This is a genomic window from Elusimicrobium sp. An273, from assembly GCF_002159705.1.
In the GTDB taxonomy this organism is placed as follows: Bacteria; Elusimicrobiota; Elusimicrobia; order Elusimicrobiales; family Elusimicrobiaceae; genus Avelusimicrobium; species Avelusimicrobium gallicola.
Window position 1 is genome coordinate 85,638 of the sequence record NZ_NFJD01000004.1, and the last position, 24,331, is coordinate 109,968.

Annotated in this window: 20 protein-coding genes; 5 read left to right on the forward strand and 15 right to left on the reverse strand. The window is 55.3% G+C overall.

Annotated elements, in window-relative coordinates; translation table 11 throughout:
* Window positions 1-16: 16 nt before the first annotated feature.
* Both B5F75_RS06055 and B5F75_RS06060 read right to left on the reverse strand, forming a co-directional pair.
* Entirely contained in the window at window positions 17-418 is a 402-nt protein-coding gene (locus tag B5F75_RS06055; RefSeq protein ID WP_087288996.1) for a bactofilin family protein, read from the reverse strand.
* Between the two features lie 14 nt (window positions 419-432).
* Complete coding sequence (locus B5F75_RS06060) at window positions 433-1,353, reverse strand: M23 family metallopeptidase (protein ID WP_087288998.1); 921 nt, start codon at window positions 1,351-1,353, stop codon at window positions 433-435.
* A gap of 62 nt (window positions 1,354-1,415) precedes the next feature.
* Here B5F75_RS06060 and B5F75_RS06065 point away from each other — a divergent pair, with 62 nt between their 5' ends.
* Window positions 1,416-1,898 (forward strand): TlpA family protein disulfide reductase, encoded by a 483-nt coding sequence (locus B5F75_RS06065; protein ID WP_087289000.1) that lies wholly within the window; start codon window positions 1,416-1,418, stop codon window positions 1,896-1,898.
* A 59-nt stretch (window positions 1,899-1,957) separates the two neighbouring features.
* Here B5F75_RS06065 and B5F75_RS06070 read toward each other — a convergent pair whose 3' ends face one another.
* Genes B5F75_RS06070 through B5F75_RS06095 form a run of 6 tightly spaced genes read right to left on the reverse strand, consistent with a single transcriptional unit; the run spans window position 1,958 to window position 11,106 of the window.
* Window positions 1,958-3,253 carry an SPL family radical SAM protein gene (locus tag B5F75_RS06070; protein WP_087289002.1) on the reverse strand — a complete coding sequence of 432 codons (1,296 nt, stop codon included), beginning with the start codon at window positions 3,251-3,253 and terminating at the stop codon, window positions 1,958-1,960.
* The gene (locus tag B5F75_RS06075) at window positions 3,250-4,167 is read right to left on the reverse strand and encodes an aldo/keto reductase (protein WP_087289004.1); all 918 of its coding nucleotides are present in this window, start codon (window positions 4,165-4,167) and stop codon (window positions 3,250-3,252) included. Before B5F75_RS06075 ends, B5F75_RS06070 begins: the two co-directional genes overlap by 4 nt.
* 3 nt (window positions 4,168-4,170) lie before the next feature.
* The gene (locus B5F75_RS06080; RefSeq protein WP_087289006.1) at window positions 4,171-4,536 is read right to left on the reverse strand and encodes a CoA-binding protein; all 366 of its coding nucleotides are present in this window, start codon (window positions 4,534-4,536) and stop codon (window positions 4,171-4,173) included.
* 1 nt (window position 4,537) lies between these two features.
* On the reverse strand, window positions 4,538-4,831 hold the full coding sequence (locus tag B5F75_RS06085; RefSeq protein WP_087289008.1) for a YbaB/EbfC family nucleoid-associated protein: 294 nt from the start codon (window positions 4,829-4,831) through the stop codon (window positions 4,538-4,540).
* A 36-nt stretch (window positions 4,832-4,867) separates the two neighbouring features.
* Window positions 4,868-8,098 carry a UvrD-helicase domain-containing protein gene (locus tag B5F75_RS06090; RefSeq protein WP_087289010.1) on the reverse strand — a complete coding sequence of 1,077 codons (3,231 nt, stop codon included), beginning with the start codon at window positions 8,096-8,098 and terminating at the stop codon, window positions 4,868-4,870.
* Complete coding sequence (locus tag B5F75_RS06095) at window positions 8,095-11,106, reverse strand: PD-(D/E)XK nuclease family protein (RefSeq protein WP_087289012.1); 3,012 nt, start codon at window positions 11,104-11,106, stop codon at window positions 8,095-8,097. Before B5F75_RS06095 ends, B5F75_RS06090 begins: the two co-directional genes overlap by 4 nt.
* Window positions 11,107-11,167: 61 nt before the next feature.
* Here B5F75_RS06095 and B5F75_RS06100 point away from each other — a divergent pair, with 61 nt between their 5' ends.
* Both B5F75_RS06100 and B5F75_RS06105 read left to right on the forward strand, forming a co-directional pair.
* Entirely contained in the window at window positions 11,168-11,623 is a 456-nt protein-coding gene (locus tag B5F75_RS06100; protein ID WP_087289014.1) for a SixA phosphatase family protein, read from the forward strand.
* Window positions 11,624-11,625: 2 nt separating this feature from the next.
* On the forward strand, window positions 11,626-12,405 hold the full coding sequence (locus tag B5F75_RS06105) for an undecaprenyl-diphosphate phosphatase (RefSeq protein WP_087289016.1): 780 nt from the start codon (window positions 11,626-11,628) through the stop codon (window positions 12,403-12,405).
* 63 nt (window positions 12,406-12,468) lie between these two features.
* On the opposite strand, the gene proC is transcribed toward B5F75_RS06105, so the two are convergent.
* The 7 genes from proC to B5F75_RS06140 are packed head-to-tail and all read right to left on the reverse strand — an operon-like array spanning window position 12,469 to window position 18,906.
* A complete protein-coding gene (gene proC / locus B5F75_RS06110) occupies window positions 12,469-13,260 on the reverse strand; it encodes a pyrroline-5-carboxylate reductase (protein WP_087289018.1) in 792 nt (263 codons plus the stop codon).
* On the reverse strand, window positions 13,257-14,561 hold the full coding sequence (locus B5F75_RS06115; RefSeq protein WP_087289361.1) for a glutamate-5-semialdehyde dehydrogenase: 1,305 nt from the start codon (window positions 14,559-14,561) through the stop codon (window positions 13,257-13,259). The genes proC and B5F75_RS06115 overlap by 4 nt, the downstream gene beginning before the upstream one ends.
* Before the next feature lie 7 nt (window positions 14,562-14,568).
* Window positions 14,569-15,711, reverse strand: a complete 1,143-nt coding sequence (proB, locus tag B5F75_RS06120; protein WP_087289021.1) for a glutamate 5-kinase — start codon at window positions 15,709-15,711, stop codon at window positions 14,569-14,571.
* 58 nt (window positions 15,712-15,769) lie between these two features.
* Window positions 15,770-16,504 (reverse strand): RecB family exonuclease, encoded by a 735-nt coding sequence (locus tag B5F75_RS06125; RefSeq protein ID WP_087289023.1) that lies wholly within the window; start codon window positions 16,502-16,504, stop codon window positions 15,770-15,772.
* Window positions 16,497-17,099, reverse strand: a complete 603-nt coding sequence (gene rsmD / locus B5F75_RS06130; protein ID WP_087289025.1) for a 16S rRNA (guanine(966)-N(2))-methyltransferase RsmD — start codon at window positions 17,097-17,099, stop codon at window positions 16,497-16,499. The genes B5F75_RS06125 and rsmD overlap by 8 nt, the downstream gene beginning before the upstream one ends.
* Before the next feature lie 11 nt (window positions 17,100-17,110).
* Entirely contained in the window at window positions 17,111-17,758 is a 648-nt protein-coding gene (locus B5F75_RS06135; protein WP_087289027.1) for a response regulator transcription factor, read from the reverse strand.
* Window positions 17,755-18,906 (reverse strand): sensor histidine kinase, encoded by a 1,152-nt coding sequence (locus tag B5F75_RS06140; RefSeq protein WP_087289029.1) that lies wholly within the window; start codon window positions 18,904-18,906, stop codon window positions 17,755-17,757. The genes B5F75_RS06135 and B5F75_RS06140 overlap by 4 nt, the downstream gene beginning before the upstream one ends.
* A gap of 116 nt (window positions 18,907-19,022) precedes the next feature.
* On the opposite strand from B5F75_RS06140, the gene B5F75_RS06145 reads away from it, so the two are divergent.
* A complete protein-coding gene (locus B5F75_RS06145; protein WP_087289031.1) occupies window positions 19,023-21,155 on the forward strand; it encodes a penicillin-binding protein 1A in 2,133 nt (710 codons plus the stop codon).
* A 31-nt stretch (window positions 21,156-21,186) separates the two neighbouring features.
* On the forward strand, window positions 21,187-24,330 hold the full coding sequence (locus B5F75_RS06150) for a transcription-repair coupling factor (RefSeq protein ID WP_087289033.1): 3,144 nt from the start codon (window positions 21,187-21,189) through the stop codon (window positions 24,328-24,330).
* Window position 24,331 lies beyond the last annotated feature (1 nt).

Below are 24,331 nucleotides of genomic sequence, written 5' to 3' on the forward strand. Positions count from 1 at the left end.
TCCAAAACTCCCGTTGTTAGTTGTCTTTTTCCGTCTTGTCTTCTTTTTCGGAGGCCGCGGATTCTTCCCCGCCGCCAATGCTGCACTGGCCGTCAATGCGGCCGCCTTCTTCCACAATCATTTTTTTGGCGCGGATGTCGCCTTTAATGGAGGCCGCGGCCAACACTTCCAACATATCGGCGCAGACATTTCCTTCAATCACGCCGCCGCATACCACGATTTGGGCCGTTACGTCTCCCACAATTTTTCCGTCCGTACCCACAATCACGTGGCGGGCGTTATCCACCGAGCCTTCCAGTGTTCCGTCCACGCGCAAAGAGCCCTGCACGCTCAGCGTTCCCTGGAAGTAACATTCCGCGCTGACGACGGAAAAATGTTCACCGGAAGAAAAATCCGAATCCTTCTTTAAAAATCCCATACCTTCCTCCTGAATTATTTAAAATAGTCCCTTGGATTGACGGCCTGCCCGTCTTTCCACACTTCGTAATGCAAATGCGTCCCGGTCGAGCGGCCGCTGGAGCCCATGGTGGCAATCCGGTCGCCGCGTTTGACCACGTCCCCCGCCTTTACCCGAATTTGGGTGGTGTGGGCGTAGAGGGTGGAATACCCCAGCCCGTGGTCTACCAAAATGGCTTGCCCGTAGCTGGGCACCCAGCCGGCATGGCGCACCACGCCGTCTGCGGTAACCACAATGGGGCTGTCGGGCTTGCCGGCAAAATCAATGCCGTTGTGGCGTTTGGTGGTGCGGTGTCCGAACGGATCCAAACGGTAACCAAAGCCGGAGCTGATGCGCGCCGTAGACGGGCGGATAGACGGAATGGAGTTTAAGCCTTCGCGGCGGTTGGCAAAGTACCAGGCAATTTCCTGAAAGCTGGCCAAACGCGTTTTGGCGCTGTCTTCAATAGAATCAATATACTGCTCAAACTCTTCCGTATCCAAGTCTTTCAAATCTTTGCTCATGGCCTCGCTGAAGCGGGCGTCTTCTTTGGCTTTGGCTTCTTCCCAGCCTTTGGGCAAATTGATAAATTTTCCGCCGGGCATGCCCAACATTTGGCGCATTTGCGTATCGGTGGTGCGGGTTAAATCCAAATACTTGCGCCCGCGTTCCAGCTCGTCGGCAATCAGCTTCATTTTAACGCGCATTAAATTGTTGTCGGCTTTGGTAATGTTGTAATCATACGCCCGGATAAAAAACAAAAATCCGCACAGGGTAATAATCAGCCATAGCACAAACACCAGCACGAGCGTAAGCACGCGCACCTTGAACTTTTTGGAAGAACCCATGCGCGGCATAATTAAAATATCCACGCGTTCTGCCAGAAGGCGGCCTAAAGAATTGATTAATTTACCCATCTTTTGTATTCTATCATATACGGAGCCCGCAAGGGCGTTTTTCGCATTGGAAAGGAGAAAAAATGAAAAAATTACTCGTTTTAACCGTTGCCGCGCTCTTGGCGGCGGCCTGTATGAAACTGCCGGAACTTCCCACCATGGGCCTTGTGCAAATACCGATTGCCGGGGAAGAAGAAGCGCTGTGGACGTCCACCGATTACGAAGGAAAACCGGTGCTTATGATGTACATGGGATCGTGGTGCCCGTATTGCAAAATGTCCATGCCCGCGCTGAACACCGTGGCGGAAAAATACGCCGGCAAAGCCGAAGTGGTGGGCGTGTTTTTGGATGCGGATCCGGAAACGGTGTTAAAAGTAGCCAAAGAACACGGCTTAAACACCAAAGTGTTGTACAACGGCCAAGGCCCGGCGGACGTAATGAAGGTAACGGGTCTGCCGCATGCCATTTTATTTGACCGCAAACACCGCGTGGTCAGAATTTGGGAAGGCTTCAGCCCCACGCTGGCGCAAGAGTTTGACGAACACTTGCAGCGCCTGACCAAGTAAGTACTTTCCTGTTAACAAAAAGCCCCGCCAAAGCGGGGCTTTTTAGTGGGCTAAGCGCGTTAAAACGACTGAACCAACCGAGGATCTTCCATACACAAATAAACGTGCGTATGCGGAAACACTTTTCGCAAAAGCGGCAGCAGAAACTGATAGACCTCTTTTCGCTGCGAGTCCCCGTAGCGCATTTTTCCGTCAAAATCCAACAAAAATTCGCCGTCTAAAATCGTATTTTGCGGGAAGCGGTTTTCAATCATCTTTTTTAGCTCCCGGCTAAAGCGCAACGTGCCCACGCTGATCCAAGCCACTTTGTCTTTCGGCAACGTATCGGCCATTTGTTCCACGGTGCGGGCATAGTCCTGCTGCCAGCCGTCATAGATAACCACCGGATCAAAATGGAATCCCAACCGGTAGCCCGCGCGGGCTACTTCGCAGGCGGCCGCCAGCCGGGCGGAAAGGCCGGGCGTAAAATGTTCGGCCGTATCGGTGATTTTGGCGGAATTGACCGACCACGACACCACCACGTTTTCACATCCGCCCGCTTCCAATAATCCGCCGATGTTGACGCTTTTGGTTTTAAACTCAAACTGCAACTGCGGCCGCGCGCGGAAAAACGGCACCAGCTTTTGGGAGTAACGGGTCAGGTCGTCAAACACCAGCGAATCGGTAAACTCCCCGCTGCCGATGCGCGGGCGGTCAAAAGGCCCTTTGCGAAAAGAGGCCCCGTCTATCTTGTTTAAAAACTCATCCAAGTTGGCGGGCAGCAAGACGGCGTGCAGATTTTGGTATTGCTGCAAAAAGCAATACTCGCATTCAAACCGGCAGCCAAAGCCTAAATTAATTAAATTATACCCGCAGCACGCCGCCGCACAGCTGCAGGGGCACGGTTTTAGAAAGTCGTATTTTTCGCGGTGGATAAGCAGGGTGTCTAAGCGGCGGGAAAAGTTGGGGCTGCCCACTTGGGTTTTGCCGTCCGTTTCTTTAAACTGGGCGTTTGGAAATGCGGCGCGCACGCGCGCGGCCAGTTCGCTGTCCTGCACCGACGTTTCAATATAAACGGTTTTGGGGTAAAACGGCCGTGGCGTCAAATCGGCCTGCAGGGCGGGACTCAGTTCCAGTTTGGGCAAGTAAAAGCGGTCTTTGGCGGCGGTTTTAAAATTGACGGGATACCGGCGCGCCAACAACTGCTTTTTGGCGGACTCAAAATTCAAGTTTTTCTGCGCCGGCAGAATTTCCGAAAAAGGCGCCCCGTCCCGCTTGGCGATTTCATACACCAGCCGCACCAGTTCGCGCCGTTTGTTTACGCCTAATTTGGGCAACACGCCCAACACATATTCTTCAGCGGCCTGCACCGTCATTTTCCTTCCTCCAAAAATTTTAATTCCGCCGAACTGACGGCTATATCCGCCGCCGCGGCGTTTTGCAGGGCTTGCTGCACCGTTCTGGCGCCCGTCAGCACGCAGGACACCTGCGGATGTGCCAATGCCCACGCCCCCGCCAGCGAAGCCGCCGCGCAGCCCTTTTTCTGCGCCGCTTCTTTCACACGAAGCACCGTTTGATAAACACTTGCAAACGCGTCGCCCCGGTAGCATTTATAAAAGTAGTTGCGGGCGTCTGCGCGGCGCAGGTTGGGCTCTTTTTTATATTTGCCGCTTAAAATACCGCCGCACAGCGTGCCGTAGCCGATAAAGCCCAGGTGTAATTTCTCACAGGCCGCAAATACCGCCCGCCCTTTTTGCGGATGGAGCAACGAAAATTCGTTTTGCACGCAAACCGCTTGCCCGGCCGCGGCGGAGATTTCTTGTCCCCCCGCATTGCATAAGCCGATATAGCGGATTTTGCCTTGTTCCCGCAACCGGATTAAAACGGCCAACGCTTCTTCCAGCGGCACGCGGGGATCGGGATAGTGAATTTGGTACAAATCAATGTAATCGGTTTGCAGACGCGAAAGGGATTGTTCCAACTGGGAAATAATCGTTTGGGGGCGCAGGTCGTGGTCTGTCCAGGAGCCGTTTTTAACAAGGCCGCATTTCGTGGCCAGTACCACTTGCGGGCGGCGGCCTTTTAAGGCGCGGCCCAAAAAGACTTCACTTTCCCCGTAAATGGGGGCGGTGTCAAAAAGCGTAATGCCGGCGTCCAGCGCGGCAAAAATAGTGCGGCGGGCGTCCGTTTCCTCCGTCGCGCCCCAGTCCGTTGCGCCGCCCAGGGCCCAGCCGCCCAAGCCCACCGCCGAAACGTGCAAATCGGTACGTCCCAAGCGGTTATATTTCATAGGTTACCACAGCCCGTTGTCGGCCATAAAGCAGGAGTCCACCGCTTCCATCCCGGCGTTTACCGCCTGCTCATGCGCCTGTGCAGACTGTGCCCCGGGCTGAAACCAAATTTCTTTTACCCCGGCCGCAGCACACTGCCGCACGGCTCCTTCCAGCGCGGCGGGCGGGATGACCATAATCGCCACGTCCGGTTTAACCGGCAGGAAAGCCAGCTCTTTAAACACGGTCTGCCCCGCCACTTGGCCGCCTTTGGGATTAATGCCAAACACGCGAAACCCTTTATCCAGCAGGGTTTTAAAAATCTTATACCCGTACTTGGAGGGATCTGCCGACACGCCAAACACGGCAATCGTTTTGTTTTCGTACATATTAAGCTTGCGGCATGCCGAAATTGCCCATAGTCTGGGCGGCCATGGTTTGGCTGTCGCGCACGGCTTTGTTGATGACGGCCTTTAAATCTTCGGCAATTTCCGCTTCTTTAAAATTTTTAATCAAGGCGTCCACCCGCACTTCTTTTACTTCCTGCGAGCCGGAAATGGTTACTTCAAACAAATGGCGCGGGCTGTCTACTTTAATGACCATATTGTCCAGCCGTTTTTTGATTTCTTCCATTTGGCTTTTGAGTTTCCACAAATCTTTTAATTGTCCCAATTTATCAAACATAAGTACCTCTTTTTAAAATTTTTTATATTTTATCTTTTATAAGTCCGCCGCCGCAAACGTGCGCAAAAACACCGCCGATCCCCGTACCTTCCGCCCGGCAAACAATTTTTGCGCCGCCCGGACATATACCTCCAGCTGCGGGCGGTATTTTTCGTCCAGCACGGCTTTTTCCGCACCGGGGCGGATCTGATCGGTTTTATAATCCAACACCCACACCGTTCCCTCGGGCGTTTGCAACACGGCGTCCATCACGCCGGAAACGATTTCCCCCTCCGGCTCCGCAAACGAAAAAGGCATTTCGCACGCCAACACGTTACACGCCGTCATTTGACCAAACAACGCGCTTTGCAAAAACGGCTCCAGCAACGCTTTCGCTTCCGGTGCGCGTTCCGGCGCGCCCGCTTGGGCCGCGGCCAAAGAAACGGCGGTCTGCAAATCGGTCTGCGGACGCGTCAGTATTTTTTCCAACGTGCGGTGGCAGACCGTCCCCAATTGGGCGGCCGCCTGCTGGGCGGGCGTTAAGGGGAGATCCTCCAACACCCGTTCGCTGGGGGTTTGGGCAAGCGCCGTTTGAAGCAAGCGCTCATATTGCGTTTTGCGCCGTTCATGCGCCGTGCGCCAGGCGGCAAGTTCCCGTTCGGTTTCGGCCGCCGCGGGGGCCGCGGCATGGCGGTAGAGAAACGTTTCCGGGTTTTGATAAGGAGCGTATACGACAGGCACCTGCAGGGCTTCTTCCTGCAATACCGGCGGGCAGGTTTCCTCGTTTGGAAACAAGCCGGCCGCCGCAAAAGCGGCCGCGGCTTTCAGGGCGCCTTTGCGGCCGTCGGCGGCTAAAATCAATTTTTCGCGGGCGCGCGTCAGCGCCACATACAGCACGCGCACCTCTTCACACTTGCCGTGCTTTTTTTGTTCTTCTTCCAAAAAAGCCAAATTCACGTCGCACACTTTTCCGGCGCGCAGGCCGTGCATATTATACTGCCACGAAAAAATATGCCGCGCCGGCTGGGAAACCGCCGCCGAATCCTTTTTGGACAGATCCGCCAAAATCACCACCGGGAATTCCAACCCCTTGGATTTGTGCACCGTCATTACGGATACGGCGTTTAACGCTTCCTCCGGCAAAGGCGCTCCCAGCCGTTCGGGTTCTTCTTCCAAAATTGTCTGCACCTCTGCCAAAAACTGCTGCAGCGACGCCGCCCCGTCCGCCGCATATCCCTGGGCCAACGTAACCAAGCGGTTTAAATTGGCCAGCGTTTGTTCGCCCTCGTACGCGGCGGCACAGGCTTCGGGCAAAAAGGTTTCGTCCAGCACCGCCTGCAGCAATTCTTTCAGCGGCGTGCGCCCGGCCCGGCGGCCGAATTGTTTTAATAAGGCGTAACTCTGCGCCAAACGCGCATCGGCCGGGCGGGCCGAAAGCGTCAGTTCCCCCCGGCGTGCGATTTGATAAATTTCTTCATCCGTAAACCCAAACAGCGGACTTCGCAAAATGCCCGCCAGCGCGGTGCGGTCTTGCACGTCCTGCGCCGCACGCAAAAAGTTTAAGAAATCGTTTATTTCCTGTTTGCGGTAGAAATTTTTATCGGTTTCCACATTAAACACAATGCCGCGGCGGCGCAGGGCGTCGGTATACGGGCCGGCGGTGGTGGCGGCGCGCGTTAAGAGGGCGATGTCGCGGTATTGCAGTTTGCGGCCGTCCGAAAGGGTCATCCTCCCCACGTTGGCTTCTATCCAGTCCGCAATGCGCTCGGCCTGATTGTCGCGGAAATCATCCGCCCCCGCCGGGCCGTCCGGCGCGGGCGTAACAAACAGCCACTGCACCGCGCCCGTACGGGCCGTTTTTGCGGTGTAAATGGGCTCATACGCGGGCTGGAAAGCCGTTTGCTGAATCATGGCGCGCGAGCAAACGGCGTTGGCGGCGTCTATAATTTCCGCCTCGCTGCGGAAATTTTGCCGCAGGAAACATTTTACGCCGCCTTGTTTTAAAATCAAATCGGTAAACAGTTCATAAGCGGTAATATCCGCCCCGCGGAAGCGGTAAATGGACTGCTTGGGATCGCCCACCACAAACAGCTTGCCGGGCGCCAAGCGCACGTCCTGCCAGCGGCCAGCCGAGGATGCTTTCTCTTCCGCCAAAAACAGCAGCAATTCCCCCTGCACCGGGTCGGTGTCCTGAAATTCGTCAATAAACAATACGTCAAATTTTTCTTTTAGCAGCCGCCGCACATAGAGGTTTTTTTCCAGCAGGTTGCGGGTTTTGACGATTAAGTCGTCAAAACTCAAAATCCCTTCCCGCGCGTAATCGGCGCGGACTTCCTCGGTTACGCGCTGCACCAACTCCAGCGCGGAGAGGAAAATTTGTTGTTTTTCCGGGGCGGTTTTTTCGGCAAATAAAACCAGCGAGCGGGCTTGTTCAAAATCGGCTTCGTCCCAATCTTTGTAAGCGGCCGCCGGAAACGCGGGCGCCGTTTGCGCCGCGGGGGCGGGGACGGGTTGCCCTTTCAAAAAAGCCGCCGTGCGCCGCAAAGACTGCCCCGCCGCCGCCAGTGCCAGTTCCCCGTTGCGCGCTTTTTTGCCCGGGCGCGTCAACGCGGCCGCCAATTCCTCGGCCTGGCGGGCGCGCTCCAAACAAACCGAGGCCAGCAAATCCCGGTGAGTGTAGTAATCGTAGGCTTCTATTTTCCCGCTGCACAACTCTTGCGCAAAGGCTTTTAAATCCGGCAAGGAAATTTCCGCCAGCACCCGCTTCCACGCTTCGGCCCGCGGGGCGTTTACCCCCAATTCTTCGTCTAAAAACGTATTCCAGCGCGCATCAAACAAGCGGGCCGCCCGCTGGCCGGCGTCAATTTCGGCATGGGGCGAAAGCCCCGCTTCCAGCGGGAACGCTTTTAAAATGTCTGCACAGAAGCCGTGAATGGTGCCGATGGCGGCCCGATCCAGGCGGGACAAGGCGGCCTCGGCGCGGGACGCAATGTCCGCATCCGAAACGGAAAAAGAATTTTGCAGCAGCTCCAGCGTGCGATCCGGCTCGTGTTCTTGTACGGCGCGAATCAGATGCTGGAGTTTATCCATAAAACGGGTTTTGATTTCCGCGGCGGCTTTTTCGGTAAACGTAAGCGCCACCAGTTTTTCCACTTGAATGCCGCGCGCCAAAACGGCCAGGCACAGCCGGTCAATCAGCAGGGTGGTTTTGCCGGTTCCCGCGCCGGCCTCCACGACCATATTTACGTCCAGCCGGGTTTGTACTTGGCTGCGGTCTTCCGTAATCATCGGCGGGCCTCCTCCAGCGCTTGGCTGGCGGCGCTTTTGCGCGCGCGCAGCAGGGATTTAAAACTGTCTCGCCGGCAAATGCCCGCATACGGGCAGTAGGCGCATAAATCGGACGGAGAAATAAAGAAAGTGCCGGTTTGAATCATTTCCGCCAGCTGTTTTAAAAATCCGCACGCCCGCGGCTGCATCCGGCGATAAGCGTCGGCGGATAAATCGCGCCGAACATAGCCTTTATTAATGGAAAGCAGGCAGGAGCCGTCCGACTCATACCCCTCAAACGCCGCCAGCCGGCGGGCAATCCATACGTAAATAAAGGGCTGGAAAATAAGATGAGTGAAAAAATCCGAAGCCAAATCTTTGGTGCCTTTGCGGGACGATTTATAATCCGCCACCCGGAAGGTTTTATGCACGCCGTCCACGTCCACCCGGTCTATAATGCCGCGCAGCCGAAGGGGCAGTTCTTCCGACGGTTCGGACGACACCGGCATTTCAAACCACGCCGGCGTATACGGGCCCAGCTCGTGCAGATCTTCCAGCACAAAAGCGGACAGTTTTTCTTTCATTTCCTGCAAAATCAGTTCCCACACCACGGGATAAATGCCAAACAGCCGGTACCCGTCCGCCCGGCAATGTTTTTCAAACGCGCGCTCCAAATACTCCAAGGCGGCCGCGTCGGACACTTCGTGCGTAAGGCCGCGCTGGTACAGGTCTTCATAAAAATCTTTTAAAATTTCGTGATACGCCGTCCCCCGCCGGTCGGGCGAGAGTTCCTGGCGGCTAAGCGGATCGTCGGGTTCTTGCAGATGAAGGCCCTTGTCCAAGAAATACTTCAGCGGGCATTGGCCCAGCTCCTGCAGGGCCGAAGGAGAAAACCCCGCCGCGTTTTCTTTGGCAAAGATTTCCGCCCCGCTTTGCACCACCCCGTCAAACGCGCCCAACGCGCCGCTTTGGCGCAAGGCGGCCGCGGCCGCAAGCGTATGTTCTTTTTCGCCGCTCCACAGCCCCGCGCGGCGGTATTGCGCGGCGGCGGTTTCCGGGTGCAAAATAAAAGAAAGAGAAAGTTCTTTAGGCGTTAAAAATTCGCTTTCGGTTTGGTTGATCCGCTCGGACAGCCGCCCGCTTACGCGCGCAGCGTCCTGGGCGGCCAAATCCAGCCCGCACGCCCGCGCCAGTTCCGCCGCATACAGCGAACGCACGGCCTCTTTTCCGTCCTGCCCCGCGCGGGCATAGGTGGTGTAGAGTTTTTCCGTCCCCGCCGTAGCCGCGGCAAAAAACAGCAGGCGTTCTTCGTCGGCGCGGTCTAAACTTTGGTTGATCCAATAGCCCAATACATCGCGCAGGACGTAGCGGTAATAATCCCGCAGGACGGGGTCTTCGGGCGTAATGAGCGGGAATACTTTGTCGTTAAGCCCCAGCAAAAACACAACCTTAAACTGCAGGCCGCGCGCACGCGAAACATCGGTAACCGTTACCCCGCCTCTAACGGCCTGCGTTTCGTGAAACGAAAGGCCCGTCAGCGCGTCGGTCAGCTCCCGCACCCATTCGCCGGGCTGCACCGTGGGGCGGATGGAAGCATAAAGCGAAAAACTTTTTATCTTTTCGCACACGGTTTGAAAAATTTCCGTTTCTTTTCCCTGCAGTTGGGAAACATCGGTGTTTTGCTCCAAAAACGCAAGCGCCAACGCCGCGCCGCCGGCCCAGTCGCGCACGCGGGCCAAAGCGTCCAGCCGGGCGTGCGTATCCTCCAGCCAGGCCAAAAACGAAGTATCGTCCTCCGGGCCGTGGGGCAGCAAATCGCGCCACTGGCTTAAATCCCGGCTGGCTAACGATTGCGCCGCCTGCCGGCGCCAGACGTTTTTTTGTGCAGGTTTAAAATACGGTGAAGACACCACCGCCAGCACGGTTTGGCGGTCAAAACCGTTGGCCAACAGCGAAAATAAATTTAAGCAAAAAACACCCAGCGGAAATTTGGAAAGCGGATAGGAAAACGAGCCGTTAAACGCAATGCAGTTTTCCGCAAATACGCGCTGAATTTCCTCCTGATACGGCGCCAGCGAACGCGCCAAAACGGCAATGTCCGAGAGGCGGTAGCCTTCTTTTTCGGTTAAACGCAAAATTTCTTTGGCCGCATAAAACACTTCGCCGCGCGCGTCCGCCGCGCTGACGATATGCACCCCCGCCTGGGGCGCACTGTCCGAAGAAGCAAACAAAAATTGACCGCTTTTTCCCAACGCGCCAAAATGCCCCCGGTCTACATTTTCCCCGCTGCCGGCGCCCAGCCAGTTGGTTTCAAAAAATTTCTGGGCAAAGCGGTAGGCCGGATGTTTGAGATACGGGGCAAAGACCGTCACCGCATACAGCGCGCGCAAGCGGTTAAACAGCTCCAGCTGGCGGCCGGTCATATCGTAAAAACCGTAGAAAATAATTTCATCAAACCCGTGCAGAAAATCGGAATTTTCCGCCTGCTGCAATGCCCGCTCAAAGGCTTGCTGATAGGGTCTGAAACCCGGCACGGCGGCGGCCGCCGCCAAATAACGGCGGTAGAGGCGGTTGAACCATTCCAGGCGCGCCCCGTCCTGCTCCAGCACGGCGTCCGGCGCGGTGCGAAGGTGCTCGTCCAGCACATCCGGCTCGGCCAGGGCGTCTTCCAAGTCCCGCAGGGCGCTTTTGACGGCCTGCACAAACCCGCGCGACGCGGGATAACGGTTTAAACCCGGCTCCGCGAGTAAATTTTTAATTAAAAAATCGCGCAGATTATCCTGCGGCAGCAACGCCGGCGGCTGGCCGGGGGCCTCGCGGTCCAGCTCGCTTACCAGCGCGCCCGCCGTTAAAAAATAAAAATTGGCCGCCGCCCCCAACTCCCGCGCCAAACGCTCCCGCAGGCGCTGCGCCAATAGCGAAGAAGAACACACCACCAGCCACCGCGACAAAACGCCCGAACGCCGCGTTTGCACGCGGCGCACAAAAGCGTCTTCCAGCGAAGGATAATGGGCGTAAAAGAGTTCCATAAATTTGTAGAATAAAGGTACTTATTTTTTTATTACATTTTTAAGCATTTAGTCAAACGATATGAAAACACTGCTTTTAATCCGCCACGCCCACGCATTGCCCGCGTATGAGGCCGGCGTGCCCAATGACGCCCTGCGGCCCCTTTCCGAACCGGGCCGGCAAAAAGCCGCCCGCACCGCCAAAGCCATTGCCGGCAAAGGCCTGCACCCGCAGATCGTTTTTTCAAGCCCGCTCCTGCGCGCCGTGCAAACCGCCGAAATCATCGCACAAACGCTCCATGCGCCTCTTTCCAAAGAAACCGTATTGAACGGGTTATACGACGAAAAAGACGTGCGCGATTTTCTGGCCGAACAATTCAACACCTACGACACGATTGCCGCCGTGGGGCACAACCCCAACGTGTCGTACCTGACGCACCTGCTGTGCGCCGAAGTGCATAGCTTTATGCCGGGTTCTTTTGCCTGGGTGGATATGACCGACCCGAAAAACCCGCGCTTAACTTATTTTGGAGAATAGAAATGACGATTTTGGACGCCGTTTTATTGGGACTTTTACAAGCATTGGGTGAATTTCTGCCTATTTCCAGCTCGGCCCATTTGGTGCTTTTGCCCTACTTTCGCGGGATGGAATACCAAGGATTGGCCTTTGACGTACTGCTCCACGCCGCTACGCTGCTGGCGGTGATTCTGTACTTTGCAAAAGACTGGTTTTACCTGTTAAAAGACGGTCTGACGCACCCCACCTCCGCACAAGGGCGAATGCTGTGGTATTTGGCGGCGGCCACCGTGCCGGCGGGGCTCGCGGGGCTTTTGCTAAACGATTGGGCCGAAAGCACTTTTCGCAATCCGCTGATGATTGCCGGCTGTTTAATGGTATTTGCCGCCCTTTTGTGGTGGGCCGACCGAAAAGGAGCCAAAAACGAAACCCAAGAAATTACGTTTAAAACGATTATGCTGATTGGATGCGCCCAGGCGTTGGCCATTATGCCGGGCGTCTCCCGAAGCGGCATTACGATTACCGCCGCCCTGCTGTTGGGGCTTTCGCGGCCGGCGGGGGCGCGGATATCGTTTTTGCTTTCCACTCCCGTTATTGCGGGGGCGGCTTTGTTGGAAATGGGGCAGCTGTCGGCGGCGGATATCCATGCGCCGCTTGTGTGGGGGTTTGTCAGCGCGTTTGCGGGGGCGCTGGCCGTCATCGGCTGGCTGATGAAATACATTAAAACCCACAGTTTTGACATCTTTGTCTATTACCGCTGGCTGTTGGGCGCGGCTATTATCGTATTTTATTTTTGTAAATAATTTAAACCGCCCACAAAAAACCGGAACAGACTTTTCTGTTCCGGTTTTAATTTTTTAACGGGTTTATTTGCCGGCCGCTTCCTGGGCTTTTTGCACCGTCGCGGCAACGGCGCTTTGCAACGCTTCTTTCAGCCCCGCCGCCTGCAAGGCCTCCATTCCCGCCGCCGTACAGCCGCCGGGCGTGGCTACTTTTTGCGCCAGTTGCGCCGGCGCAATTTTTTCCGCCTTCACCATTTGGGCCGCGCCCAATACGGTTTGCACCGCCAGTTCCGCCGCCTGCTTGGCTTCAAGCCCTTGGGTGGCGCCCGCCTGCGCCAGCGCGTCAATAAAAGCATACACAAACGCCGGGCCCGAGCCCGATACGGCCGTCCCCGCGTCAAACAACTGCTCCGCCAGTTCCACCGTTTGGCCTAAGCGGGCAAAAATGGCCTCTATGTCTTGCCGCTGGCGGGCACCCACCCATTTGCCAAAAGCAAACAGCGTTACCCCTTCCCCCAGCGCAAGCGGCGTGTTGGGCATAATGCGCACCACGGGCCAGCCGGGCAAGGCGGCCTGCAACTTTTCAAGCGTCCACCCCAAGGCCATACACACCACCGGTTTTGGCGAAAGCATTTGAATTTCCGCCAATACTTGCGGCACAACGCCGGGCTTAACGGCAAGCAGCACCACATCGGCCTGCTGAGCCGTTTGGCGGTTATCCGTGCCGGCGGCAAGGCCGTATTGCTCCCGCCAGCGCGCGGCCGAAGCCTGCGAAGAAACCGATACCAAAATATCGGCTTTCGGCCAGCCGCTTTTCAGTAATCCTCTAATTATAGCGCCGCCCATTTCGCCGGCGCCGATAAACCCCAGTTTCATTGTTTGCTCCCTATTTTTTTGTGCGTAAACGGCTTGGCGTTGGCACCCACGTAATCGGCCACGACTTGGCCGTTTCCGTACAGCTTATATTTATAAATCGTCAGCCCTTCCAGCCCCACCGGGCCGCGGGCATGGGTTTTGCCCGTGCTGATGCCGACTTCCGCCCCGAAGCCGTAGCGGTAGCCGTCGGCAAAGCGGGTAGAGGCGTTGTGATAAACGCCGGCGGAATCTACCAAGTCCATAAAGATTTGCGCTTCTTCGTGTTCGGCCGTTAAAATACAGTCGGTATGGTGCGAGCCGAAACGGTTGATGTGCGAAATGGCTTCCAGCAAATTTTTAACCTGCTTGACGGAGAGCTTTTTCTCACCGTATTCGGTATGCCAGTCCGTTACCGGGCCCGATACCCGGGCCAACGCCGCAATATCCGCACCGCCAAAAAGCGATACGCCGTTTTTTAATAAAGTTTCCAATAACGCTTTCTTATTTTTCTCCGGCCACCGCTCATCCAGCAAAAGCGTTTCCACCGCGTTGCAGGCCGAAGGATACTGCGTTTTGGCGTCCACGCAAATGCGGCAGGCCATTTCCAAATCGGCCGACGCCGCCACATAAATATGGCATACGCCGTCCGCATGGCCCAGTACGGGGATTTTGGTGTTTGCTTTTACATAGGCAATCAGCCCGTTGCCGCCGCGCGGAATGATTAAATCAAAGTATTGGTCTAAGGCCAGCATCTCGGCGGATTCTTCCCGCGTGTGGATCAGCTGCAGCGCCTGCGCTGGATAGCCGGGCACGGAAGCAAGCGCCGTTTGAAGCGTGCTGGCCAGGGCGTCGTTGGTGTGGGCGGCCTCGCTGCCGCCTTTTAACATCACGGCATTGCCCGATTTTACCGCCAGCGCCGCAATTTGCGGCACCACGTCGGGGCGGGCTTCAAAAATAACGCCAATAAGGCCAATGGGGCAGGAAATCTTATAGAGGCTTAAGCCTTCGTCCAGTTCCGTGGCCGCCAGCACGCGCCCGACCGGGTCGGGCAGTTCCACCAGTTCTTCCACGCCTTTGATGACGGTTTCTAATTTTTCCCGCGTCAATTTCAGCCGTTCATAAAGCGCAGGTTTCATGTGGCCCGCTTCCACGGCCAGCCGGGCTTGCTGCAAGTCCAGCCGGTTGGCGGCTAAAATTTCATCGGCGTGCACGCGCAGGGCGCACGCCATGGCGTTTAACGCGCGGTCTTTGGTTTCGGGCGGCAGGGCGGCCAAGACGTAAGAAGCTTCTTTGGCGCGGGCCGCTTGTTGGGCTACGGTCATAATTTCCTCACAGTAAAACAATGTTATCGCGGTGGACGGCTTCGTCGTAGTTTTTATAGCCGATTTTCTTGGCGATTTCTTCCGAGCGGCAGCCCGCAATTTTGCGGCATTCCTTATCGGAATAGTTGGCCAGGCCTCGGGCAAACTCCACACCGTGTTCGTCCAAAATGGAAATGGCGTCCCCCGCTTCAAATTCGCCGCCCACGGCCACAATGCCCGCCGGCAGCAGAGAAGATCCTTTCTGGCACAGCGCTTTTTTGGCGCCCGCATTGACGGTTACGCCGCCCGCCACATTGGTGGCATACGCCAGCCATAATTTTTTGCCGGGCAAATCTTCCACCGGCAGAAAAAGCGTGCCCGCAAAATCCGGCCCGAACACGGCAGACACCGCCCCCGGCCGTTTGCCGTAGGCAATCACCATGGCCGCACCCGAGCGCGTAACCACTTTGGCGGCTTCCAGCTTGGTTTTCATTCCGCCGCGCCCGCGGGAAGAAGCGCAAAAACCCAAGGACTCTATCTCGGGCGTAACGCCTTTGACCACGTCAATGCGTTTGGCGTTTTTGTCTTTGCGCGGGTCGCCGCTGTACAGGCCGTCCACGTCGCTCATCACACACAGCAAATCGGCATCCATGCCGCTGGCCACCAGGGCGGAAAGTTTGTCGTTGTCGCCAAAGCAGACTTTAATTCCTTTTTCTTTGTAGCCGCGCAGTTCGTTGGTGGAGACGGTATCGTTTTGGTTAATGACGGGAATGCACCCCAGCTCCAGCAGGCGGTTTAACGTATCGCGCAGGCTTAAATAGCGGCTGCGGTGGGAAAAATCGTCCTCCGTCAAAAGTACCTGCGCCGCCACCAGCCCCAACTGTTTAAAACCGTCTTCGTAAAATTTCATCAGGCTGATTTGCCCCACCGCCGCGCAGGCTTGTTTTAAAGCCAGCACGTCGGGGGCGCTTGTAAGCCCCAAACGTTTTTTGCCCAGCCCCACCGCACCGGAAGTAACCACCAAAATTTCTTTCCCCTGGGCGTGCAGGGCGGCAATATCCTCTATAAAAGAATACAGCCTCGACAATGCCAAATCTCCGCTTTCGGTCGTTAAGGCATTGGTTCCGAATTTGATGACAATGCGCTTGGCCTGTTTAATTAAATCTTTCATTTGTTCCCCATAAATAAGAAACCCCGCCCCGAAAGGCGGGGGCTTGGCAATAAAAAAGTTATTCGGCTTTTTCCGGCTTTACGCAGGAGTGCTCACAGCGCGTTTGAAACGGGCAGGAGGCACAATGCTGCAAATTCGGTTCAAAGTCGTTTACTTCTATTTTTTTGCCGATGTCAATAAACGTATCCAAAATTTTGGCTTCGTCAAACGCCTCAAACGGGGCGCTCATTTTTTGGTTAAACGCCACAAAATAAAAGGTGGCTATCCCTTTTTGCATATTCCACGCGCGGCGCGCTCCCACGGCATAAATGCCCAGCTGCAGGGAGTCCGTCACCGGCAGGGACAAATCCACATCCGTTCCGGTTTTGTAGTCAATCACTTCCCAAGACCCGTCGGGATGCTTGTCAATGCGGTCAATTTTGCCGCGCAGCGTCCATTGCCCTTCCTGAAAAATAAATTCGCGTTCGGTGCTGTCTACCGTGGTTTTGCGTTCGTATTCGGCTTGAGCGTACGTCTCCAGCATTTTTTTGCCTTTTAAATACCACTCCATCTGCTCGCCGGCGCTGGCGTATCCGGCGCCCAGCCAGCAATCGTCATAATAAGAAAGCAGTTCGGAAGGATCGTTGCTGCTGCGGTGGTATTCTTCCAGCGCGCGGTGAATGGACACCCCCAGCGAAGACGCCGGCACCAGCCCTTCGCGTTTGCCTTCTATATACTTCAGCTTATACAAGACCGGACATTCCAAATAGGTCTTGATTTTGGAATAGTTCAGTTCGTATACGTCGCTATACATGGCTGTCCTCTTTTAAGGGCTGCGCCGCACGCAGGAAATGCACCAGCGTGTCTCCGTATTTTTCCACGCGGTAGATTTCCAGCCCCTGCGGCACGTCAAATTCTTCGGTTTTGTGGGTTTGCAAAACGATAATCCCGTTGGGCGCCAACAGCCGCGCCGAAGCCACGTTGGCCAAAGCCGGCTGGGAAAACGCCAACATTTTGTTGTTGATGTCGCGGTAGGGCGGGCCCATAAAAATGATGTCGTAGCCTTCGTTGTCGCTGTAGGGCAGCAGCCAGTCCAGCGGTTTTAATACGTCGCCGCGGAGCACTTTGGCGCGGTCTGCAAAGCCCAGGTGTTCCAAATTGCGGTGGATGTTTTTAATGCACGCAGGTTCCCGGTCTACCATCACGGTTTTTTGCGCCCCGCGCGACAAGGCTTCCAGCGACACGTTCCCCGTCCCGGCAAACAAATCCAGCATGATCGCCCCCGTGATGCGCGGGCGCAAAATATCAAACAGGGATTGTTTGATCCGGTCGGAAATGGGTTTTACGGGCAGATTTTTAGAAACGGAAAAGATTCGCCGCCCGCGGGCGGTTCCGGCAATAATACGCATACGAGTCCTTTTTATAACTGGGCAATGCCCTCTTTAATTGCATAGCGCACCAGCTCGGCCTGTTTATGGATGCCAAGCTTTTTCATAATGTTATTGCGGTGCACGTGAATCGTGTTTAACGACAAATTAAACGATTTGGCAATTTGTTTGCTGCTGTAGCCTTCGGCAATCAGCTGCAGCACTTCTTTTTCCTTGGGGGTCAGGCCGGTGGCGTCGCGCTTGCGGGAAGAAGTTTTGCCCAAAAAACCCTGCACGATGTATTTGGATACTTTGCTGCACAAATAAAACCGGCCGGCGGCCACTTCTTCAATGGCGTCCACAATTTCGTCTGCGGTGGAAACTTTTACGATAAATCCTTTGGCCCCCGCCTTGAGGGATTTCTCCACCGATACGCGGTCGTCATACATGCTTAAAATAACGACTTTGGCCTGCGGGTCGTGCTTGACAATCCGCTCCGTGGCTTCAATGCCGTTTAAAAGCGGCATGGAAATGTCCACCACGTACACGTCGGCCTTGTGTTTTTGGGCGTACTCCACCAAATCTTTCCCGTTGGAAATTTCGGCTACGATTTCCATATCTTTGCCCAAATTTTCCAACACCGCCCGTACTCCGTTGCGAACGATGGCATGATCATCAGCTAATACAATTTTTTTCTTCATTCGTTTCCCCCATACACCACGCACGGGCACGCGACCTCGATACGGGTTCCTTTTCCCGGCGTACTTTTGATGGATATCGTCCCGCCCAGCAGGCGTACACTGTCCTGCATGGCCAGAAGCCCTACTTTGCGGATAGAGCGCTGCTTTACCGGCTTAAAACCAATGCCGTCGTCTTCCACCACCAGGCGGATTTGATCGCCCTGCCGGGCCAGCAGCACATAAATTTTGCTGGCGCGGGCGTGTTTGACGATGTTGTTTAGCGCTTCTTGCACAATGCGGTAGAGCAAAATTTTTACACTGTCGGAAATGCCGTTTTCCTTGGTGGCCGGATCATAGTCAAACGTATAGGGAATATGCACATACCCGCTGATATTTTCCAACAGTTCCTGCACCGAGCCTCCCAGCGCACCGTCGTTCTCCAGGCTGGGCGGACGCAGGGACACGATGATATTTTTCACCCGGTCTACGCTGTTTTTAATCTGCGCGTCCAATTTGGCGATATCTTCCAAGGCCTGTTTGCGGTTGCCCTCTTTTACGCTGGCTTTTACCAGGCTAAGCAAAGCCGTTAAAATCACCACGGCCGAGCCGATTTCATCATGCAGCGCTTTGGAAATTTCCTTTTTCTCCGTTTCCCGTGCGGCCAGCAAAATCTGGGAAAACGTCCGCGGGGCCGAGCCTTCCCGCAGCATTTCTCCGCCGCGGTACACGCCGCCCCAATAGGTTATATCACGCGTCAGGAAAAGAATCCGGTCAATTTGGTTATTCTCCCCGCTAAGCGGGATGAGCGTGGTTTGGTAAAAACAATGTTTGCCGGCTTTTTCAAGCCCCCATTCATAATGCTGAATATGGCCTTCCAGCGCCTGTTTAAGCGGGCGGGAATAGGCTGTTAAATTATCAGTAATATCCGCGAGAGAAAGCCGGCCGGAAATGTTGCTGACCACCGTGGCCTGCCGGGTATGAGCGTCCACCACCGCCACCACGTCGTAGCCTTCCACGCCGTGCTTTTGAATGGATTTTAAATCTTCGGGAGCCAACGCCCCCAGCAGCCCCTGTGCCGCTTCTTGCGGGGCCGGCTGTTGTTTATGTTGAGGACAGGAGAAAACGCGACAACGTTCTCCCTTAGATTGGGAAATTCGTTTTTTAGTCATAAGCAGCCTCTAATACATCCTAACTGCTATTTTACAATAGTTTTACCCTTTTTTACTACCCACACGCCGCCCGGAACAAGCAGTTATCAGCGGGTATTTTTGATATAATTTAGTGTATGTATAAACGCTTTCAAAAACTCATTACGTCCAAACCCTTTATCTTCTCCGCGCTGGCGGGGCTGTTTGTACTGATTATTTTATGCGCCGTTTTTATGCGCTATATTTTTTCGGGTCTGCCGCCGGTCTATGAAATGGAAGAATATACCCCTTCCCTCACGACCAAAGTGTTTGACCGAAACAACAAACTCATCCACGAATTTTCCATTGAAAAACGCAGCATGGTGCCGCTGGAAGACATTCCGGTGGATCTGCAAAACGCCGTGGTGGCGATGGAAGACCGCGATTTCTTCTCCCACCCGGGTTTTTCCGTAAAAGGCATTTTGCGCGCGTTGATGCACGATATCTTAACCGGGCAGGCCAAACAAGGTGCCTCCACCCTTACCCAGCAGCTTTCCCGCGGCGTATTTCTTACGCAGGAAAAAAAGATTATCCGCAAAATCCGCGAAATTATTTTGGCCATTCAAATTGAACATCAATTCAGCAAACGCGAAATTTTGCAAATGTATTTAAACCAAATTTACCTGGGAAGCGGCGCCTACGGGGTAAAAGCGGCGGCCAAGAAATACTTTGACAAAGAACTTTCCGAACTGACCACCGGCGAAGCGGCCCTTATCGTGGGGCTGATTCCCGCTCCGGGCCGCTACAATCCGTTTGCCAACCCCGACTTGGCCCGCCAGCGCCGCAATTTGGTGCTGGACGTGATGTACCAGCAAAATTACATTACCAAAGACGAACTGGAAGCCGCCAAGCAGGAACCCCTGCCCGAAAAACCGCCCGTGCCTGAAGACGCCCCCGGCCAATACTTTATTGAACACATCCGCCGCATTCTGGAGCCCAAATACGGCATGGACGTCTTATGGAAAGCGGGTTTGAGCATTTACACCACCGTGGATATTGACCAACAGGCCGCGGCCGAAAAAATCATGAACGAATACCTGCAGCAATACGACGAACAGGTAGCCAAAGGGCTGGGAATTGAAATAGACCCCAACGATACCGAGGCCGACACGGAAGAAACCGCCGCACAGGAGGAGGAACCCACCGACCCCAAGGCCGAATATCCCCGCCTGCAGGGCGCATTTATGGTGCGCGACGTCAAAACCGGCGCCGTGCGCGTGCTGGTGGGCGGACGCGGCTTTGACGAAAGCAAATTCAACCGCGCCACCCAAGCCAAACGCCAGCCGGGTTCTTCGTTTAAACCGTACGTCTGGATGGCCGCCTTGCAAAAAGGCTACACACCGGCCACCTTGGTAAAAGACCTGCCCACCATGTTCTACTACGACGGGCGCAACTGGCGCACCTTTGATGAAAATTCGGATTTGTATTCCTTGGATTTGGCCAAACAATCCTTTATCGCCAGCAAAGATTTCAGCGTCTGGGTGCCGCAAAACTACGGCGGGCGCAACGAAGGATGGATTACGCTGCGCAAAGGGCTGGAAAAATCCAAAAACTTAGTGGCCGTCAACTTAATTGACGCCATCGGCGTGCCGGCCGTGGTGCGCGTAGCGCGCAAAGCGGGCATTACTTCGGCCCTGCCGCGGGTGCCGGCCTTGGCGTTGGGCGTAAGCGTGGTGGCGATGGATGAACATCTGGCCGCGCTGACCACTTTTGCCAACGGCGGCATTCACACCGACAACTATTATATTGAACGCGTGGAAGACGCCAACGGGCGCATTTTGGAACAGCATGTGCCGGTGGAAGAGGCGGCTTTCTCGCCGCAGGATTCTTATTTGTTAATTAATATGATGAAGGGCGTCGTCCAGCGCGGAAGCGGCGCGTACGTATCCCGTTTGGGAAGAAATATCGCCGGCAAAACGGGCACCACGCAAAGCCACCGCGATATGTGGTTCGTCGGGATGACGCCGCACACCGCGGCCGCCGCGTGGATGGGGTATGACGACGACGCTTCCCACGAAAAAGGCGCCCGCTTTACCGGCAGCACCACCGCCCGCTGGTGGACGGCTATTATGCAGGAAATTTTAAAAGACGAACCCAACGACGATTTTGCCGTTCCGGAAGGCATTTCCTTTGCCTACATCAACCCGACCACGGGCAAGCTGGCCATGCCTACGGAGCGCAACAAATTTTTGGAAGCGTTTATCGCCGGCACCGAACCGCAAAGCTTTTAAGCCCTTTGGCGGCGGATAAAAAGTTGGACGTATGACAGACAAAAAGCAGACGTTTCCCTCCCGTTACTACGGCCTGCCAAACGGCGCCGCAAAGGCGTACTTTGTCTGCCAAAAATACCTCAACCGCAACCAAAACGCCCTTTTTGTTACTTCCTCGGATACCGACGATTTTGACAACGCCGCCCACGAATTTGCCCCCCGCGGCGCACAAGTGTTCCACCTGCCCGATACCGACACCGGCCGCATGGACGCCCTGTACGATTTGCTTTCCCCCGCGTCCGGCCCGCGCGTTTTAAGCGCCTCGTATGAAGCGCTTTCTCTGCCGCTGCCCAGCCCGCAGGAATTTAAAGCGCGTCTTTTCACCGTCCGCCGCGGCGATACGCTACGCCGCCAGGAACTGCTGGATAACTTGCAAGCCGCCGGCTACACCCGCGAGGACTACGCCGAAACCCCCGGCCAATACGCCGCACGCGGCAGCGTGGTGGACATTTTTTGCCTAAACCGCCCGGAACCGCTGCGCCTGTATTTTGCCGGCAACCGCGTAGACGTCATCAGCGCGTTTGACCTGGATACCCAAAACACCAAAGAACACGTAGACGAAGCCGTCGTCATTCCGCTGGCGTTTAGCCAAACGCCCGCCACCTTGGCCGATTATACCCCGGGCTACACCTTTATATTTGACGAGCCGGACAAAGAGTTCCCGCTGGCGGACTATCCCGGCTGCGCCGTTACCACCCTTTTGCCCTCGGCCGACGCTACCGACTGCGGGTTGAAATCCAACATTGCCTTCAACGCCAATATGGAACTGCTGGAGCACGAGGTGGCTTCCCTGCAGGAGCGCTCCATGACGGTTACCATTTGCTGTTTAAACCGCGGGGAATTAGACCGCATGACCGAACTGACGGCCGATTACCCGCACCTGAAAAAAGCCGTTTTTAAAATCTCTCCGCTGACGCAGGGGTTCTACAGCCCCGAAGATCATTTTGCGCTGATTACGTCCAACGAAATCTTAGACCGCCGCTACAACACCTCGCGCGTACTGAAGCGTTTTGACGTGGAAGGCGCCAAGCGCGTGCGGTTTAAAGAATTGCAGGCGGGGGATTATGTCGTCCACCAGGAGCACGGCATCGGCCGTTATTTGGGGCTGGAAGTGTTGGACAAAGAAGAAAACCCCACCGACTGCCTGGTCATTGAATACCGGCGGGGCAGCCGCCTGTATGTGCCGATGTACGACTTTAAAAAAGTGCAAAAATATATCGGAGCCGGCGGCAAGCGGCCGGCGCTGTCGGCTTTGGGCGGCGTGGCGTGGAAAGACGTCAAAAAACGGGTCAAAGAAGAAGCCCAAAAAGCCGCCAAAGAAATTTTGCATTTGGAGGCTCTCCGCCAAGCCACGCCGGCGCCCGAAGTGCCCGGAGACCCGCGCATTGAACAGGAATTTGCCGATTCGTTCCCTTACGTGCTGACCCCCGGGCAGGAGCAGGCCATCCGGGATACGCTGCACGATTTGGATCTGCCCAAACCCATGGACAGGGTACTGGTGGGAGACGTGGGCTTTGGCAAAACGGAAGTAGCCATGCGGGCCGCCTTAAAAGTGGCGCTTTCCGGCAAACAAGTGATGGTGCTGGTGCCCACCACCATTTTGGCCGACCAACATTATAAAACGTTTTCCAAACGCATGGCTGGTTTTCCCGTCAATGTGCGGATGCTGTGCCGGTTTCAAACGCCCAAAGAACAAAAAGCCGTCATTGCGGAACTTAAAAGCGGCGTGTGCGACATCATCATCGGCACCCACCGGCTGATGAGCAAAGACATTGAATTTCACGACTTAGGCCTGGTGATTATAGACGAAGAGCACCGCTTCGGCGTCAAGCAGAAAGAAAAAATCCGCTCCAAGCTCACCGGCGTGCATTCCCTGCTCTTAAGCGCCACCCCCATTCCGCGCACGCTCAACCAGTCGCTCTCGTCCCTGCGCGATATTTCGCTCATTGACACGCCCCCCCGCGGCCGCACCCCCATTAAAACCGTCGTTACCGCTTGGAACAACGACCTCGCCGCCGCCGCCATCAACCAGGAACTGGCCCGCGGCGGGCAGGTGTACTATGTCTACAACAGCGTGCAGAGCATGCAGTCGCGCTATTTGTTTTTAAAGAAACTGGTTCCGCAGGCGCGCATTTGCATGGCGCACGGCCAAATGGACGAAAAGGAACTGGAACAAACGCTGTGGGATTTTAATAACGGAAAATACGATATCCTGCTGGCCTCCACCATTATAGAATCCGGCATCGACATCACCAACGCCAACACCTTAATTGTAGAAAACGCCCAGAACTTCGGTCTGGCCCAGCTCTACCAGCTGCGCGGGCGCATCGGCCGCGGCAGCACCAAAGCGTATTGCTATCTATTCCACCCGGATTGGCTGTTTAAAAACAAAGAAGAACCGCAGGACAATTTTGCCGATTTGGCCGCCGTGTACTGGAAACCCAAAGAAGAAAAAGACCCCACCGAAGAGGCCCGCAAACGCTTGGCCGCGCTTATGGAATTTGGCGAACTGGGCAGCGGCTTCCGCCTGGCGCTTCGCGATATGGAAATCCGCGGGGCGGGCGATTTGCTGGGCGTCAAACAGCACGGCTACGTAAACGAAGTGGGGCTGAGCCTGTACTGCGATTTGGTGGCCGCGGAAGTAAAAAAATTAAAAGGCGAGCGGGTGGAGCGCAACCTGCATGCCAAAGTCAATTTGCCAGTAGCGGCTTATATTCCGCCGGATTATATCCCGGACGACGCCGACCGCCTGCGCTATTACAAAGAACTCATGAGCGCGGACGAAACCAAAACGCAAGCGCTGCTGGCCAAATTAAAAGATTTAAGCGGCCCGCTGCCGCCGGAAGTCGTGCACTTGGCGGAGCTGTTTCGGATGTCGGCCCGGGCGGGCGCGTTGGAAATTTACCATGTGGACTGGCTGGACGGCCAGTTGGAACTGTTGTTTACGCGCCGCTTTAAAATGCCGCCCACCCTGCCCGGCGAATTATTCAACCGCTTCGGGGCCGACCGGGTGGAATTTGTAAAATCCAAAAACGGAGACGGCCTGCGCCTTACGGCGCCCGCCGGCAAAGACCCGGTGGCTTTTGCCCGGGAAGTTCTTTTATTTTTTGAACAAATTTTAAAACCGCAAAAATGAT